Source organism: Streptomyces sp. NPDC039480 (genome assembly GCF_055597165.1).
In genome coordinates this window covers 658,154-676,181 of record NZ_JBVITX010000003.1, presented here as the reverse complement: position 1 = coordinate 676,181, position 18,028 = coordinate 658,154, and the positions used below count along the sequence as shown (strand labels likewise).

The following is an 18,028-nucleotide window of genomic DNA, read 5'->3' as shown; positions in this document are numbered from 1 at the left end:
ACAGGCGAGGCACAACCACGGGAGGCCCTTTGGAGGGCCTCCCGTTTTCATGCCACGACCAAGATTAAGTTAGGTTAGCCTTGCCTCAGTATCGCAGGGGTCGACGGGCGGGCCGCACTGTCGGCACCCGTTTTCGAAGGAGAGCCATCCGATGAGCCAGACCCTGTCGCCCGAGCGCGTCCGCGCCGACATCGCGGAGCTGCTCGACTGCGAGCCCACCGAGATCGCCCCCGGCGACGACCTCTTCGACCTCGGTCTCGACTCGGTGCGGATCATGACGCTGGTCCAGCGCTGGCGTGCGGCGGGGGCGACCGCGCTGGAGTTCCCCGACCTCGCCGAGCAGCCCGAACTCGGCCACTGGACGGAGCTCCTGACGGGGCGTGCCGCATGAGCCGGGTCGACCACCGGCACCGGCACCTGGACCGGATCGCCGAGGTCCGCGCGGGCCTGCACGCCGAGAAGGTGGGCTACCCGATCGGCATCCGGGAGGTCGAGGTCGTACGCACCACCATGGTCGGCACCGGTCTGCTGAGGCTGACCCTGGGCGGGCCCGGCACCGAGGGGTTCGAGGCGCACGCCCCGGACGAGCACGTGAAGCTCGTCTTCCGGGAGCCGGACGGCTCGCTGCGGCTGCCGGAGCGGAACGGGGCGATGCTGCGCTGGCCGCGCCCGGCCCCCACCTCGCGGGAGTACACCGTACGCCACTACGACCCCGTCACCGGCGAGCTCGACATCGACATCGTCCCGCACGCGGGCGGACTCGCGTCGGACTGGGCGCACGAGGTCCGGCCCGGTGCCGTGGTGCACGTCGCGGGGCCGCCCGGCGGGCTGATCGTCCCGCACACCTATGACCGCTATCTGCTCGCGGGCGACATCACGGCGCTGCCCGCGATCGCGCGCTGGCTCGAGGAGCTGCCCCGGACGGCGCGGGGCTGGGCGTTCGTCGAAGTCGCCGACGCCGGCGAGGAGATCGAGCTGTCCGCGCCAGACGGCGTCGAGGTGCGCTGGCTGCACCGGGGCGACGCCCCGGCGGGCACGGGCGGCGCGCTGGAACGGGCCGTGACCGCCGTGACCGTGCCCGAGGGGGAGCGGGTGTACGTGTGGGTCGCCGGCGAGGCCGGGCAGATCAAGCCCCTGCGCCGCTGGGTCCGCGACGTGCTCGGGCTGGACAAGGCCGACCACGACATCACCGGCTACTGGAAGCGCGGCGTCGCCGACTTCGACGAAGACGACCACTGACTCGTACTAAGGTAAGCCTTACCTAAGCAGCAAGGAGCGAAAAATGACCATACGCAGATCGTCGGCCCTGGTCGGCGCCGTGGCGCTGGCCCTGGTGGTGACCGGATGCGGGTCGTCGGACGGCGGGTCGGACGACTCGGGCAAGGGGAAGACCCGGGTCTTCGCCGCCGACAACGGCAAGATCACCATCCCGGCCGACCCGAAGCGTGTGGTGGCCACCGGCTACGCCGTACCGGCCATGATCGAGGGCGGCGCCCCGCTCGTCGGCATCTCGTCGTGGAAGCGCGGCGAGCCGATGATGAGCAAGCAGGACCTCGCCACGTACAAGAAGACGCCCAAGGTGGCGGGCGAGCTGGCGACTGAGACCAACTACGAGGCCATCGCCGAGGCCGAGCCCGACCTGATCGTCATCGGCGTCCCCGCCCCGGTGCTCGGCGACATCGACGTCAAGCGGCTCGAGGGCATCGCCCCGGTCGTGGCGATCGGCCCGACCGTGCCGTCCGCGTGGCGCAAGCTGACGCACAAGCAGTCCGACGCGGCGGGCGCGCTCAAGAAGTTCGACGCCGCCAAGGCCACGTACGAGGCCAAGGCCGGCGAGCTGGCCAAGAAGTACAAGAACGTGCTGCCGAAGCTCAAGCTCGGGCATGTCGGCGCGTACGGCGAGACCGCCAAGGGCACCTTCCAGCGGGAGTTCGGCGGCTCGTGGGGCACCAACATCGCCGAGGACGTCGGCGCCAAGTACTACGGCAAGGTCAAGGAGCCGGGACCCGGCTCGAAGGCGGTCAGCGAGTACCCGTCCATCGAGGAACTCCCGGCCGCGCTCGGCAAGGCCGACGCCATCACCTACTCGGTCAACGCCGACGGCAGCATCCCCAAGCCGGTGAAGTACGTCATGGACTCGAAGCTGTGGAAGAACCTGCCCGCCGTCAAGGCCGGCAAGACCTTCCCGATCCGCTACACCGAGGCCGCGACCTACGGGCAGGCCATGAAGACCCTGGACGCGATCGACACGTCGTTCGCGCCGCTCCTGAAGCGGTGACCGTCGCGGGCCGCGCCTCCGAGGCGGCCGGAACCAGACGGGCCGTCCCGCAGACCGGCCTGCTCGTCGGCGGCCTCGTGCTGCTGGCCGTCGTCGCCGTGCTCAGCATCGGCGTCGGAGCCCGCTCCGTCGCACCCGGCGAGGTCCTGCGGGCCCTCCTCGACTACCGGGGCACCGACGACCACGTGGTCGTGCGCGACGTCCGGGCGCCGCGGGCGCTGCTCGCCGTCGCGGTGGGCGCCGCCCTCGCCGTGGCGGGCGCGCTCATCCAGACGCTGGCCCGCAACCCGCTGGCCGAGCCCGGCATCCTCGGGGTCACCGCGGGCGCCGGGTTCTCCATCACCATCGGCTCGGCACTCGGCCTGACGGCCGGTCAGGCGGGCGAACTGGGCTTCGCGGTCCTCGGCTCCGTCGGCGCGGCGCTCCTCGTCGCCGCCGTCGGACGGCACTCGCCGCTGCGTCTGGTGCTCGCCGGCGTGGCCCTGACCGCCGTCCTGAGCGGCGTCGCGCTGGGCCTGCGGCTGATGCTCCCCGACACCTTCGACGCGTACCGGTTCTGGTCCGTCGGCTCCCTCGCGGCACGCGAACAGGCGCCGCTGGCACTGCCGTTGACCGTCATCGGGGCCGCTCTGGTCGGCGCGCTGCTGCTGAGCCGGGCGCTCAACGCCCTGTCGCTCGGCGAGACCGTCGCGCACACCCTGGGCGCGAACGTCGGCCGGGTGCGGGCCGCCGCACTCGTGCTGATCACCGTGCTCAGCGGCGCGGCGACGGCGGTCGCGGGACCGATCCTCTTCGTCGGCCTGATCGTGCCGCACCTGGTGCGCAGACCCGCCGGAGGCTCGGTGCCGTGGCTCGTCCTCCACTCGATGGTGCTCGGCCCGATCCTCCTTTTGGTCGCCGACATCGGCTCGCGGGTGCTGCTCCCCACCGGCGAGGTGCCGGTGGCCGTCGTGACCGCCTTCCTCGGCGGACCCATGCTGATCTGGGCCGTCCGCCGCTACGGGGCGGGGTCGCTGTGAGCACACTCGTACTGAAAGCCGAACGCCGCACCGTGCTGCTCGTCGCGGCCCTGGTCGCCCTGATGCTCGGCCTCGGCCTGCTCGGGCTGTGCTACGGCGCGTCATGGTCCACCCCCGGCGAGGTGTTCGCCTCGCTGACCGGCACCGACCGCTCCGTGGTGATCTCCGACTGGCGGCTGCCGCGCGTCCTCGCCGGACTGGTCTTCGGCGCCGCGCTCGGCGTGGCAGGGGCGATCTTCCAGAACCTCACGCGCAACCCGCTCGGCAGCCCGGACGTGATCGGCCTCGACGCCGGCGCCTACACCGGCGCCCTGGTCGCCCTCACCGTCCTGTCGGGCACCTCAGCCCAACTGGCCACAGGATCCGTGCTCGGCGGACTGCTCGTCGCGGCCGTCATCTACCTGCTCTCGTTCGACCGGGGCTTCTCCGGACTGCGCCTCGTGGTGATCGGCATCGCCGTCAACGCGATGGTCACCGCGGTCAACTCGTGGATCGTGCTCCGCGCCGACCTGGAGGTGGCGATCGCCGCCGTCGGCTGGAGCGCGGGCTCACTCGCCGGCGTGGGCTGGGAGGACCTCGGCATCCCCTTCGCGGTGATCGCCGTGCTCCTCGCCCTCATGGCGTCGCGGGCCCACGCCATGCACCAGGCGTCGCTCGGCGACGCGATCGCGGTCACCACCGGCGTCGCACTCAACCGGCTGCGCCTGCTGATGGTCCTCGTCGGCGTCGGCTGCACGGCCACCGTCACCGCGGTGGCAGGCCCCATCGCGTTCATCGCCCTCGCCGCCCCGCAGATCGGGCGCAGGCTCGCGGGCGCCGCCGGGGTGCCGCTGCTCCCGGCCGCGCTGACCGGAGCGGTACTGCTCCAAGGCGCCGACCTGATCGCCCAGATGCTCCTCGCGCCGGTCGCCCTGCCGGTCGGCGTGGTGAGCACCGCGATCGGCGGCTGCTATCTGATCTGGCTGCTGACCAAGGAGGTGGGGCGCGCGTGACCGCACGCCTGACCGCGCGGGACATCACCCTGCGCTACGGAGACCGGGTGGTGTCCACACGGCTGAGCCTCGATGTCCCCGACGGCGCGTTCACCGCCATCGTGGGCCCCAACGCCTGTGGAAAGTCCACCCTGTTGCGCGCGCTCGTCCGCCTGCTGCGCCCCGCCGACGGCCATGTGCGCTTCGACGACCGCGACGTCGGCGGCTACCCGGCCAAGGCACTGGCCAGGCAACTCGGCTTCCTGCCGCAGGACCCGCTGGCCCCCGACGACATCAAGGTCCGCCACCTGGTGGGCCGCGGCCGGTTCGCGCACCAGTCGCTCCTCGCGCTCCGGTCGCCCGACGACGAGGCGGCCGTCACCGAGGCGATGGCCGCCGCCGGCGTCGCGGACCTGGCCGACCGGCCCGTGCAGGAGCTGTCCGGCGGACAGCGCCAGCGCGTGTGGATGGCCATGGTCCTCGCCCAGCGGACGCCCTACCTGCTGCTCGACGAACCGACGTCGTTCCTCGACATCACGCACCAGTACCAACTGCTCGGCCTGCTCGCCAGGCTGCGCGACGAGGGCCGCACGGTGATCGCCGTCCTGCACGACATCAACCAGGCGTGCCGCTTCGCCGACCACCTGGTCGCCATGAAGGACGGCCGGGTGGTCGCCGAGGGCGACCCCGGGGACATCGTGGACGCCGCGCTGATCAAGGACGTGTTCGACCTGCCGAGCGTCATCGTCCCCGACCCGGTGACCGATACGCCGATGGTCGTCCCCACACTGCAAGGAGAGTAAGTTGAGCACCGCAAGCGTCTCCTCGGACGGCCTGCTCCCCCTGACCGGCGCCCAGACGGGCATCTGGAACGCGCAGCGCCTCGAACCGGACTCGCCGTACTACGTGGTCGGCGACGTCGTGGAGATATCCGGCGGCGAGCCGGTCGACGTCGACGCGCTGACCGAGGCGGTCCGGGCGACCACCGAGGAGGCCGAGACCCTGCGGCTGCGGGTGTACGACACCCCCGACGGGCCCCGCCAGACGATCAGTCAGGAACCTGTCGCGGCGCCCCGGTTTGTCGACGTCAGCGGCGAGGCCGACCCCGTGGCCGCCGCCCACGCGCTCGTCGACGCCGAGCGGGCCCGGGTCGGGGAGGCCTGCCGCGGCATGGTGGACCGGCCGCTGTACGCACGCACCGTCATCAGGCTCTCCGACCGCGAGGTCTGGTACACCCAGCTCGGCCACCACCTCGTCTTCGACGGCTACACCGCCGCGATGCTCGCCCGCCGCACCGCCGCCCGCTACACCGCGCTGGTCCAGGGCAGCGAGCCGCGCAAGTCCACCTTCGGCGCCTTCGCCGACCTCATCGCCGCCGACCGCGCCTACCGGAACAGCGACCGGTTCACCGAGGACCGGGCGTACTGGGTCGAGCGCTTCACCCCCCTGCCCGACCTCGGCGATGCCGACGCCGCGACCGGTGCACCCGACCGCACCCTGACCGCCCGCGCCGCCCTCTCGCCCGAGGAGACGGCCCGGCTCCGCGCGTTCGCCGACACCGAGGGCGTCACCTGGGGCGAGGCGCTGATCGCCTGCTACGCCGCCTTCCTGCACCGCGTGCTCGGCCGCACCGACGTGGTGTTCGCGCTGCCGCTGATGTGCCGCACGGGCTCCGTCGAACTGCGCACCCCCGCCATGGCGGTCAACGTCCTGCCGCTGCGGGTGACCGTGCGGCCCGGCGACGGGTTCGGCGAGCTGAGCCGTCGCGTCGCCGCCGCGATGAAGGAGATGCGCGACCACCAGCGCTACCGCGGCGAGGACCTGCCCCGTGACCTCGGCGTACCCGGCGCGGGCGCACTGCTCCACGGACGCGGCATCAACCTCAAGGCGTTCGACCTGGCGCTCGACTTCGCCGGGTCCAGCGGCGTCATGCGCAACGTCGCGGGCGGCCCGCCGGAGGACATGGGCCTGAGCGTCCTGCCCGCCCGCGACGGCGGACTGCTGCTCGGCTTCGAGGTCGACGCGCGGACCAACGACCAGGCCTCCGTGGACAGTTCATTGGCCGGACTGCGGACCCTGCTCACCGGCCTGATCGACGGGCGGACCGTCGGCCGGATCGCCCTGGCCGGCGACGCGGACCGGATCCTCGCGGACTGGTGCCCGCCCGCACTGCCCGGCACCCCCCTGGACGTACCCACCGCGTTCGACGCGATGGCCGCCGCCGACCCCGGGCACACCGCCCTGGTCTGCGGCGACGACCGGCTGTCCGCGCAGGACCTCGCCGACCGCGTGCACCGGCTCGCCCGCGCGCTGCGGGCCCGCGGCATCGGCACCGACGACGTCGTGGCGCTGGCACTGCCGCGCTCCGCCGACTCGGTGACCGCCCTCCTCGCCGTCCTCGACGCGGGCGCCGCCTTCCTGCCCCTGGACACCGCGTACCCGCCCGAGCGGCTGCGCGGACTGATCGACGACACCCGCCCCGCACTGGTCCTGACCGCCGCCGACACGGTCGACGGGCTGCCCTGGAAGATCCTCACCGACGAGGCCGCCGCACTGCCCGGCACACCCCTGACGGCCGGTGAACTGGCCGCGCCCCGGCACCCCGACCACCTCGCCTACGTGATCCACACCTCCGGCTCGACCGGCCGCCCCAAGGGCGTGCTCGGCCGCGTCGGCGGCCTGGCGGCACTCCTGCACCACCAGCGGTCGACGGTCATCGCCGAGGCCGAGGGCGCCGCGAAGCGCGCACTGCGCGTCTCGCACACCTACTCCTTCGCCTTCGACTCCGCGTTCGACCACCTGATGTGGCTGCTGTGCGGCCACGAACTGCACGTCTACGACGCCGAGACCGCCCGCGACGCCGACGCGCTCCTCGACGCGTACGCCCGCGACGGCATCGACATCGTCGACACCACCCCCTCGATGGCCGCGCCACTGGTCGACGGAGGGCTCCTCGACCGCCGGCCGACGCTGCTCGTCCTCGGCGGAGAGGCCACCCCGCCCGCGCTCTGGCGTCGGATCGCCGACTCCGGCGTCACCGCCCGCAACATGTACGGGCCGACCGAGGCCACCGTGGATGCCACCACCGCCCGGATCGACGGCGGCGAACCGACGATCGGCCACCCGCTCGCGGGCACCCGCGTCTACGTCCTGGACAGCGCGCTGCAGCCCGTGCCGCACGGCAGGACGGGCGAGCTCTATCTGGCCGGGCCGCACCTGGCCCGCGGCTACCTCGGCAGGCCGGGGGCGACCGCCGACCGGTTCGTCGCCGACCCCTTCGGCCGGCCCGGCGCGCGTATGTACCGCACCGGCGATCTGGCCCGGTGGGTGCCGGGCCGTGGCCTCGACTACCTGGGCCGCGGCGACGGCCAGGTCAAGATCCGCGGTCACCGGGTGGAGACCGGCGAGGTCGAGGCCGCGCTCGGCGCCGTGCCGGGCGTCACCGCGGCGGCCGCCACCGTCCGGTCGTCCCGGCTGATCGGCTACGTCGTGTCCACCACGGTCACCGGGGACGCCGTACGAGCCCGACTGGCCGCGACGCTCCCCGAACACATGGTGCCCGCGGCGGTCGTCGTCCTCGACGAACTGCCCGTCACGACCAACGGAAAGCTCGACCGCGCCGCCCTGCCCGCACCCGTCTCCGCCGGCGGCGGCCGCGAGCCGCACACCGAGCGGGAACGCCTGCTCTGCGCGGTCCTCACCGAGGTGTTCGAGGTCGACCGGGTCGGCGTGGACGACGACTTCTTCTCCCTCGGCGGCGACAGCATCACCGCGATCACCATCAGCAGCCGGCTCCGGGCCAGAGGCCTCGCACTGCGGCCCAGGGACCTCCTCGCGCGCCGCACCTTCGCCGCCCTCGCCGCGTCCGCCGGACTGGTGGAGGACGTGGCCGAACCGGTCGACGACCCGACCGGACCCGTACCCGCGCCCCCCATCGTGCGCGGCCTCCTCGACCCGCACCCGGACGTGGACGTCGTCGCCTCCTACGCACAGTGGACCGCCCTGCACGTCGAAGGACTCGGCCTCGCCGACCTGACCGCCGGCGTACAGGCGGTGCTCGACCACCACGACGCGCTGCGGCTGCGCCTGGGCGACGGGCTCGAAGTGCTGCCGCGCGGCGCCGTGCGGGCCGTCGTCGAGGAGGTCCACGGCGAGGACGTGACCGCCCTGGCCGAACGTCTCGCCGGTCAACTGGACCCGCGCTCGGGCGACTTGGTGCGGGCGGCCCTGCTCCGTACCAACGACGACACCTCCGACCGCCTCGTCCTCGTCGTCCACCACCTCGCCATGGACGGTGTGTCCTGGCGCATCCTGCTGCCCGACCTCCACGCGGCCTGCACGGGCGGCACCCTCGAACCCGCCGGCGCCTCATGGCGCAGGCACGCCACGCTCCTCGCCGAGCAGGGCGCGTCCGGCGCGCGACGCGACGAACTCGACCACTGGCGTGCCGGTCTCGCCGCCGCCTCCCGGCTCGGCGCCCGGCCCCTCGACCCCGCGCGGGACACCGTGGCGACCGCCCACCGGTCGGTCACCGTGGCCTCGCCCGAAGTCACCGAGGCGGTTCTGACGACGCTGCCCGCGGCGTACCGCGCCGGTGTCGACGAGGTGCTGCTCGCCGCGCTCGTGCTCGCCCTGCGCGAGTGGGGCCTGTCGGGCGACGCGGTGACCGTGTCGATGGAGGGCCACGGCCGCGAACACCTCGACCTGTCCCGTACGGTCGGCTGGTTCACCAGCGAGTACCCGGTCCGCGTCCCCCTCGCCGACGGCGTGGGTCAGCTGCTGCGCGCGGCCAAGGAGGCCAGGCGCGGTGTCCCGGACAACGGGATCGGTTACGGCGTCCTGCGCCACCTCGACCCGGAGACCGGGCCCGAGCTAGCGGCCACGCCGCCGCCGGACGTCCTCCTCAACTATCTGGGCCGGTTCGGCTCACTGCCCGGCACCGGCTGGCGGCTGCCCGTCCACGACGCGTTCTCGGTGACCGAGCCCGGCGCCAAGGCACTTGAGCAGGTCCTCGCCCTGAACTGCTTCGTCCACGAGGAGGGCGCGCCGCGGCTCGCCGTCGAGTGGACGGCCGCGACCGAGGTGCTCGGCGCCGACGCCGTGATGGCGCTGCGGAACGCCTGGGCCGCCGCGCTCGACGCGCTCGCCGAGCACGCGCGCCACACCGAGGGCGGGCTCACCCCCTCGGACCTGCCGCTCGTCGACCTCGACCAGCCGGCCATCGACGCCCTCGAACGCACTGGCCGCATCGCCGACGTCCTGCCCGCGACCCCGCTGCAGGTCGGGCTCTCCTTCCACACTCTGGTGCGCGACGACCACGACGCCGACGTCTACGTCGTACAGGCCGTGACGACCCTGGCCGGCGAGCTGCGGCCCGACCGGATGGCCGAGGCCGCCCGCGAACTCCTGCGCCGCCACCCGGCGTTGCGCGTGTACCTCGGTACCGCCGGGGACGACGTGGTGCAGGTGATACCCGCCGACGTAACCCTGGACTGGCGGGAGGACGACCGGTTCCCCGAGGCCGCCAAGGAGGACCTGGAGCGTCCGTTCGACCCGGCCCGGCCGCCGCTGATCCGCTTCCTCCTGTCCCGCGTCGGGCCCGCCGAGCACAAGCTGGTCATCACCAACCACCACGCCCTGCTCGACGGCTGGTCGATGCCGCTCGTCGGCCGCACCCTCCTCGCCCTCTACGCCGAGCTGAGCGGCGGCCCCGCCGTCCCCGCCGCCCCGCCGCTCTCGGAGTACTTCCGATGGCTCGCGGGACGCGACCACGAGGCGTCGCTCGGGGCGTGGCGTGCCGCGCTCGCCGGTGTCGACGACGCGACCCGGCTCGCACCCGCGAGCACCGGCACCGGCGTCGAGCGGCCGGGACGCGAAACCGTCGCCCTGGGCCGCGAGTTCAGCGACCGGCTGCGCGCCTTCGCCCGCGAACAGGGCGTCACCCTCACCACGGTCCTCCAGACCGCGTGGGGCCTGCTCCTCGGCAAGCTCACCGGCCGCCGCGACGTCGTCTTCGGCTGCCCCGTCTCCGGGCGGCCCGCCGAGGTCGACGGCGTGGAGTCGATGATCGGCCAGCTCGGCACCACGATCCCGGTCCGCGTCCGGCACACCCAGGACCAGACCGCGAGCGACCTCATGGCCCGCGTGCACGCCGAGAGCGTCGCCCTCGCCGAGCACCACCACGTCGGCCTGCCCGACATCCAGCGGGCGGTCGGCGTCGGCGAACTCTTCGACACGATGCTCGTGATGGAGAACTTCCCGCTGTCCAGCCGGAAGCGCACCCCGCTCGCGCCCGGACTCGACCTGGCCGGCGTGGACATCACCGACGCCACGCACTACGCGCTGACCGTCATCGTGATCCCCGACGACGAGATCACCATCGGCCTCGGCTACCAGCCGCGCGCCTTCGACGCGGACACCGTGCGCGACTACGGCCGCTGGCTGCACAACATCCTCCGCGAGATCGTCGACGACCCGGCACGCCCCGCGCTCCGGCTGCCCGCGCTCGACCCCGACGAGCGCGAGCGCATCCTGCGCACCGGCACCGAGATCGTCCCGGCCAAGGAGCGCGGCCACTGGCTCGACGAGTTCGCCGCCTGGGTCCGGCGCAAGCCCGACGCCGAGGCGCTCGTCTGCCGCGACCGCTCGCTCACCTACGCGGAGTTGGACCGGCGGGCCAACCAGCTCGCCCACGCGCTGATCGCACGTGGCGTGCGCCCCCAGGACCCGGTCGCGGTGCTGCTGGGACGCGACATCGAGATGACCGTCGCGCTGTTCGGCGTGGCCAAGGCGGGCGCGGTCTATGTGCCGATGGACGCGAGCTACCCCCGCGAGCGGCTCGCGTTCATGTTCAACGACATCGACCCGGCCGCCGTCGTCTCCACCGGCGCCGAACTCCCCGTCGACCGCGACATCCCGGTCCTGCGCCTCGACGACCCGGCCACCCTCGCCGCCGCGCCGGACACCGACCCGGCCGGGGCCCGCGCCAGGCTGACCGAGGACGCGCTCGCGTATGTCATCTACACCTCCGGCACCACCGGGCGGCCCAAGGGCGTCGGCGTGACCCACCGGGGCGTGCCCGACCTGATCGCACTCCAGGAGGAGGTCGTCGGCGTCACCGAGCACGACCGGTACCTGCACTTCGCGTCGACCAGCTTCGACGTCGCGTTCTGGCAGACCATGGTGCCGCTGCTGTCCGGCGGCACCTCCGTGATCGCCCCCGAGGAAGTGCGTGTCCCCGGCGACGAACTCCTCGACTACATCGTCGAGCACCGGGTGACGGGCGTGAACCTGCTGCCGTCGTTCCTGGCCGCGATGCCCGACGACCGCACCGTCGACCCCGACGTGTTCTTCGTCGTCGGCGCCGAGCGCCTCGACCCCGAACTGGCGCGGCGCTGGGGGAGCGGCCGCCGGGCGCTCTTCAACGCCTACGGCCCGACCGAGGTCACCATCAACTCCGTGACCTGGCACTACGACCCGGACGACGCCGGGCCGCTGCCGATCGGCCGCCCCGACCCCAACGTCCGCGCCTACGTCCTCGACGGCGGGCTCCAGCCGGCCGGCGTCGGCGTGACCGGCGAGCTGTACCTCGGCGGGCCGAGCCTGGCCCGCGGCTACCTCGGCCGCCCCGGGCTGACGTCCGAACGGTTCGTCGCCGACCCGTTCGGACCGCCCGGCGAGCGGATGTACCGCACCGGCGACCTGGTCCGCTGGCGGCCCGACGGACAGCTGGTCTTCCTCGGCCGCGTCGACCACCAGGTCAAGGTGCGCGGCTTCCGCGTCGAGCTGGGCGAGATCGAGTCCACGCTGACCAGCCACCCCGACGTCCGCGCCTGCACCGTGATCGTCCGCGAAGGACGCCTCGTCGGCTATGTCATCCCGACGGACGGCGCCGACCTGGACACCGGCCGCGTACGCGAGTTCCTGGCCGCGGAGCTGCCCGACCACATGGTGCCGACGGCGCTCGTCCCCATCGACCGGCTGCCGCTCAGCCCCAGCGGCAAGCTCGACCCCACCGCGCTGCCCGCCCCCGAGACCGCCGCCGCAGCCCGGCGAGCACCCGCAACCGAGGCCGAAGCCGTGCTGCTCGGCGTCTTCCGTGACGTACTCGGCACCGACGCCATCGGGCCCGACGACGACTTCTTCGCCATCGGCGGCGACAGCATCGTGTCCCTGCAAGTGGTCTCCCGCGCCCGCCGCCAGGGGCTCGGGCTGACCGCGCGGGACGTCTTCGAAGGCGCGACGGTCGCGGGCATCGCGGCACGTGCCCGCGCCCTCGACAGCGGCGCGGCCCCCGCGACCGGCGACGCGCCGCTGACCCCGGTCATGCGGGACCTGCTGCGCCGCGCGGGCACCGCCGCCGACGGGTTCTGCCAGTGGGTGGAGATCTGCGTCCCGCCGGGCGGCGACCCGGCGGCCTGGCAGGCCGTCCTCGACGCGCTCCTCGCCCGGCACGACGTGCTGCGAGCCCGCCTGACCGACGACGCCCTGCACATCCCACCGGTCGGCGCGGTGACCGGCGCCGACGTCCTGACCTGCGTACGCGCGACCGACGACGACCTGCGCGCACACGTCGACGCCCACATCGCCGGGGCCCGCGACGCGATGGATCCGCGCACCGGCCCCCTGCTGCGCGCCGTGTGGGTGGACGCAGGACCGGACAGGCCCGGCAGGCTCCTCCTGATCGCCCACCACCTGGTCGTCGACGGTGTCTCCTGGCGCGTCCTCCTCGACGACGTCGAGCACGCCCACTCCGGCGGCGAACTGACCCGGCACGGCCAGTCGTTCGTCGGCTGGGCGCAGTCGCTGCGCGCCGCCGACCGGCGGTCCGAACTGCCCCACTGGCAGGGGATGACCGCCACCCCGGCGCTCACCCGCCCGCTCGACCCCGCGAGGGACACCGTGGCCACCGCTCGGCACCACGAGATCCGGCTCGACGCCGCGGCCACCCGCGCCCTGATCACGACCCTGCCGGCCGCCTACCGCAGCACCCCGGACGCCGTGCTCCTCACGGCGCTCGCGAAGGCGGTACGGGCCTGGCGCGGCACGCGGGACGTCCTGGTCGCGCTGGAGAGCCACGGCCGCCCGCAGCACGTCGACCTGTCCCAGACCGTCGGCTGGTTCACCGCCGTCCACCCCGTGCGCCTCGACGCCGACGACGACGTGAAGGCGGTCAGGGAACGGCTGCGCGCCCAGGGCGACGGCCTCGGACACGGCATCCTCACCTCGGCGGGTCTCCTCGACCCCGTGGCGCCGGAGATCGCCTGGAACTACCTCGGCCAGTTCCCCGGCGCCCCCGCCGAGGAGACGCCGTGGCAGGCGCCGCCGGACGCCGACCCGCTCGGCTCGGGCGGCACCGACGCACTGCCCCTGCCGCACAGCCTCATGGTCAACGCCCTGGTGCGCGACGACGCGCTCGGCGTCCGGATCACCTGGCCGGCCGCGCTGTTCACCGCCGCCGAGGTGGCGGACCTCACCGAGTGCCTGCGGAGCGCGCTCCAAGAGCTCGCCGCCGCACCGGAGATCAGGGCACTCGACCACGAGCGGCCCATCGCCGGGGTCCAGCCCCTCACCCCGCTCCAGGAAGTGATGCTGCGGCACTCGCGCACCGAACGCCCCGACCCGTACACCGTGCAGTCGACGTTCTCCCTCGCGGGACCGCTCGACACCGACGCCCTGCGCGCCGCGGGCGGCGACCTGCTGGCCCGGCACCCGAACCTGGGCGCCGTGTTCCCCGCCGACCTGGCGGTGCTCCCCGCGTCGCCCGTGCCGGACTTCCGCGTGGTCGACGGGCCCGCCGAGGAGGTCCTCGCGGCCGATCTGGCCGAACCGTTCGACCTCGCCCGCGGCCCGCTGCTCCGCCTGACCGTGATCCGGGACGGCGCGGACCTCGCCCATCTGGTGATGACCAGTCACCACGTGCTCTCCGACGGCTGGTCGGCCCCGCGCATCCTCACCGAGCTGTTCGACCTCTATGCGGCCCGCGTCCGCGGCGTCGCCGCGGACCTGCCCACCCCCGTGCCGTTCGGCGACTACCTGCGCTGGCGCGCCGACCACGAGCCCGACCTCGACACCTGGGCCGCCGAGCTGGCCGGGCTGCCCGAAGGCGACTATCTGAGCGGCGGCGAGCCCGGCCCGGCCTGGCAGGAGCCCACGCTCCTCACCTTCGACGCGGCCCTCGTGACCGAGCTGACCCACCTCGCCGCGCGGCGCGGCCTGACCCGCAACACCCTGGTCCAGGGCGCCTGGTCGGTGCTGCTCGCCCGGCGCTCCGGCCGCGCCGACGTCTGCTTCGGCGCCATGGTCGCCTGCCGCCCGCCGGAGCTGGCGGGCGTCGAGGAGATCGTCGGGCTGCTCGCCAACACGGTGCCGGTACGCGCCCGGCTCACCGGCACCCTCGCCGACACGCTCGCCGATCTGCAGGCCCGGCAGCGCGCCCTGGTCGAGCACCACCACGTCGCCCTCTCCGACCTGGAGCGGCTGACCGGGCGGCGCAGGCTCTTCGACAGCCTGGTGGTGTTCGAGAACTACCCGGTCGACCCGGACCGCCTGCGCGAACCCGCCCCCGGACTCACCCTCGTCGGCACCCGCTTCCGCGAGTCCACGCACCACCCGGTGACCCTGACCGTCATGCCGGACGGCGACGGCTGGACCGGCGTACTCGCCCACCGGGCAGGCGTGTCCGTCGACGGGCTCGCCGACGAACTCGTCGACCTGCTCCGCACCCTGGACAAGTACCTCGACCACGACGTCCACGACCTCCTGGAGCGCCGATGACCAAGGACGTCGCACCACCCGCCGAGCGCGAGCGGGTGGACGGACAGCTGCTGCGCATCGCGTTCATCCTCGTGCTCGGCACCTTCATGGCCACGCTGGACGCCACCATCGTCAGCGTCGGCATCGACCGGCTGGCCGACGAGTTCGACGCCTCCGTCGCCGACATCCAGTGGGTCAGCACCGCCTACCTCCTCGCCGTCGTCGCCGCCGTGCCCGCATCGGGCTGGCTGGCCGACCGGTTCGGCGGCCGGCGGACCTGGCTCGCCGCCGTGGGCGTGTTCCTGCTCGGCTCGGTGCTGTGCGCGCTGGCCTGGTCGGCGACCAGCCTCATCGTGTTCCGGGTGGTCCAGGGGCTCGGCGGCGGGCTCCTGCCCGCGACCGGGCAGGCGCTGCTCGCCCGCATCGCGGGACGTGGCCGCACCGGCCGGGTGATCAGCGTCGTCGCGGTCGTCCCGCTTCTGTCGCCGGTGTTCGGCCCGCTCGTCGGCGGCTCCCTCCTCGGCGTGGCGTCCTGGCAGTGGCTGTTCCTGGTCAACCTGCCGATCGGCGCGGTCGCCGCCCTGCTCGCACGCCGTTACGTCCCCGACGTACCGCCGTCGACCCGGCGGACGGCGTTCGACCTGCGAGGGGCCGCACTGCTGTCACCCGGCCTCGCCGTGCTGGTGTACGGGCTGACCGAGGTCGCCCACGGCCGCACCGTCCCGGCCGTGCTCGGTGTGACGGCGGGCGTCGCGATGCTGGTGGGCTTCACGGTGCACGGACTGCGCACGCGCGGCACCCCGCTGGTCGACCCACGCCTGTTCACCCGGCCGCCCTTCGGGGCCGCCGCCCTCGCGCTGCTCGTCCTCGGCGCCTCGGTGTTCGGCACGACGTTCCTGCTGCCGCTGTACTTCCAGACCGGCCGGGGCCTCTCGGCGTGGGAGGCCGGGCTGCTGCTCGCCCCCCAGGGCCTCGGCGCGGCCGCCGGCTCCGTCCTGGTCAACCGCACCATCGACAAGGTGGCGCCGCGGACCCTGGTGGTCACCGGCATCGTGCTGATCCTCGCGGGCACCATCCCGTTCACCCGGCTCGGCCACGAACCCCCGGACGCGCTGATCATCGCCGCGCTCGCGGTCCGCGGCATCGGCATGGCGATGATCGGCGCACCCGTGATGAACATCGTCTACAGCCGCATCGAGCCCGAACACCTGCCCCGCGCGTCCGGCGCGCTCAACCTCCTCAACACGGTGGGCGGTTCGGTGGGCACCGCCGCCCTCGCGGTGGTTTTGGAGAACCGGCTGTCCGCCCGGGGCCCGGACATCTCCTCGGCGTTCGGCGACACCTTCTGGTGGGTGCTCGGCTTCTGCCTGCTCGCCGCCGCGGGAGCCACCAGGCTGCCCGCGACCGGGGCGGTCAGGAGGTGAAGCTGTCCGGATCCGCCGCGCGCCAGTCGGCGGCCCAGCTCTCCGGCGGCGCCGCGAGCAGCTCGCCGGGGGAGAGCCAGTCGTACAACTCGGCGTAGGACCGGAACCTGCCCCGGTCCTCGCGGCGCCGCAGGAGGTGCGGGCCCAGCTCCGAGGGGTCGCGGACGCCCATCGCGGCCATGATCTGCAGCGCGCTGTGGACCGTGGCCTCCTGGAACCGCGTGACGCGGGCGGCCTTGTCCACGACGTCGAGGGCGCGGGCGCGGTGCGGATCCGTGGTGGTGACGCCGGTCGGGCAGCGGTTGGTGTGACAGCGCTGGGCCTGGATGCACCCGACGGCGAACATCATCGCGCGGGCCGCGTTGGTGTAGTCGGCGCCCATGGCGAGGCGCTTGACGATGTCGGTGCCGGTGGCCACCTTGCCGCTGGCGCCGACCCGTATCCGGTCCCGCAGGCCGGTGCCGACGAGGGCGTTGTGCACCGTGATGAGCCCGTCGGTGAGCGGCATGCCGAGGTGGTCGGCGAACTCCAGCGGCGCCGCGCCCGTGCCGCCCTCGGCGCCGTCCACCACGATGAAGTCGGGAGTGATCCCCTCCGCCTGCATGGCCTTGCACACGGCGAGGAACTGCGCGCGGGAGCCGGGGCACAGCTTGAATCCGACCGGTTTGCCGTGGGTCAGCTCCCGCATCCTGGCCAGGAACCGGACGAGTTCGCGCGGCGTCGAGAAGACGCGGTGGTACGGCGGTGAGATGACGGTCTCACCCTGCGGTACGCCGCGTACCGAGGCGATCTCCGCGTTGACCTTGCTGCCGGGCAGGACGCCGCCGATCCCCGGTTTCGCCCCCTGCGACAGCTTGAGCGACACACAGCGCACGGCGGGGTGGGCGGCCTTCTCGGCGAACTGCTGGGCGTCGAAGTCCCCGTCGCGGGTGCGGCAGCCGAAGTAGCCGGTCCCGATCTCCCAGATCAGGTCGCCGCCGGGCCGCAGGTGGTAGCCGGACAGGCCGCCCTCGCCGGTGTCGTGCGCGAACCCGCCGCGCGCCGCACCGGTGTTCAGAGCCACGATGGCGTTGGCGGACAGCGAGCCGAAACTCATCGCCGAGACGTTGAGGAGAGCCATGTCGTACGGCTCGGCGCAGTCGGGGCCGCCGATCCGGATCCGGGGCGGCTCGTCGCGGACGTCCACCGGCGCCATGGACGGCACGAGGAACTCGTAGCCGCGGTCGTCCATGTCGCGCTCGCTGCCGAAGGGCTCCTCGGCAGCGACGCCCTTGGCCCGTTCGTAGACGATGCTGCGGGTGTCGCGGTCGTAGGGCCTGCCGTCGTAGTTGCGCTCCACGAAGTACTGCTGGAGCTCCGGGCGCATCGCCTCCATGAGGAACCGCAGATGGCCGAGGACGGGATAGTTCCGCAGCACGGAGTGCCGCCTCTGCACGAGGTCGTACACACCGGTCAGCGCCACGGCCGCCAGCGGGGCGCCGGCCAGCCACCACCAGGGGGACATCAGGAGGGCGAGCAGCACACCGCCCACCGCGCAGGCCGTCAGGAGGCCCACCGTTATGAAACGCGTCATGATCCTTG

At 73.7% G+C, this 18,028-nt stretch carries 9 protein-coding genes; 8 read left to right on the top strand and 1 reads right to left on the bottom strand.

Translation table 11 applies throughout. The features are described from left to right. Positions 1–151 precede the first annotated feature (151 nt). The 8 genes from ACZ56E_RS13655 to ACZ56E_RS13620 all read left to right on the top strand — a co-directional run bounded on the left by ACZ56E_RS13655 (position 152) and on the right by ACZ56E_RS13620 (position 16,447). Positions 152–391, top strand: a complete 240-nt coding sequence (locus ACZ56E_RS13655; protein WP_468090042.1) for a phosphopantetheine-binding protein — start codon at positions 152–154, stop codon at positions 389–391. Beyond that, positions 388–1,239 carry a siderophore-interacting protein gene (locus tag ACZ56E_RS13650; protein WP_471213944.1) on the top strand — a complete coding sequence of 284 codons (852 nt, stop codon included), beginning with the start codon at positions 388–390 and terminating at the stop codon, positions 1,237–1,239. Before ACZ56E_RS13655 ends, ACZ56E_RS13650 begins: the two co-directional genes overlap by 4 nt. A gap of 43 nt (positions 1,240–1,282) precedes the next feature. Then, positions 1,283–2,278, top strand: coding sequence for an ABC transporter substrate-binding protein (locus ACZ56E_RS13645; protein ID WP_471213943.1), 996 nt, complete (start codon positions 1,283–1,285; stop codon positions 2,276–2,278). Continuing rightward, positions 2,275–3,297, top strand: coding sequence for a FecCD family ABC transporter permease (locus ACZ56E_RS13640; protein ID WP_471213942.1), 1,023 nt, complete (start codon positions 2,275–2,277; stop codon positions 3,295–3,297). The genes ACZ56E_RS13645 and ACZ56E_RS13640 overlap by 4 nt, the downstream gene beginning before the upstream one ends. 62 nt (positions 3,298–3,359) lie before the next feature. Beyond that, a complete protein-coding gene (locus ACZ56E_RS13635; protein ID WP_471214096.1) occupies positions 3,360–4,289 on the top strand; it encodes a FecCD family ABC transporter permease in 930 nt (309 codons plus the stop codon). Further along, complete coding sequence (locus tag ACZ56E_RS13630; protein ID WP_468090034.1) at positions 4,286–5,071, top strand: ABC transporter ATP-binding protein; 786 nt, start codon at positions 4,286–4,288, stop codon at positions 5,069–5,071. The genes ACZ56E_RS13635 and ACZ56E_RS13630 overlap by 4 nt, the downstream gene beginning before the upstream one ends. Position 5,072: 1 nt before the next feature. Continuing rightward, complete coding sequence (locus ACZ56E_RS13625) at positions 5,073–15,044, top strand: amino acid adenylation domain-containing protein (protein ID WP_471213939.1); 9,972 nt, start codon at positions 5,073–5,075, stop codon at positions 15,042–15,044. Then, positions 15,041–16,447 carry an MDR family MFS transporter gene (locus ACZ56E_RS13620; RefSeq protein WP_471213937.1) on the top strand — a complete coding sequence of 469 codons (1,407 nt, stop codon included), beginning with the start codon at positions 15,041–15,043 and terminating at the stop codon, positions 16,445–16,447. The genes ACZ56E_RS13625 and ACZ56E_RS13620 overlap by 4 nt, the downstream gene beginning before the upstream one ends. Here ACZ56E_RS13620 and ACZ56E_RS13615 read toward each other — a convergent pair. Beyond that, on the bottom strand, positions 16,437–18,020 hold the full coding sequence (locus ACZ56E_RS13615) for an FMN-binding glutamate synthase family protein (RefSeq protein ID WP_471213936.1): 1,584 nt from the start codon (positions 18,018–18,020) through the stop codon (positions 16,437–16,439). The two genes, ACZ56E_RS13620 and ACZ56E_RS13615, sit on opposite strands and share 11 nt — an antisense overlap. Between the last annotated feature and the right edge of the window lie 8 nt (positions 18,021–18,028).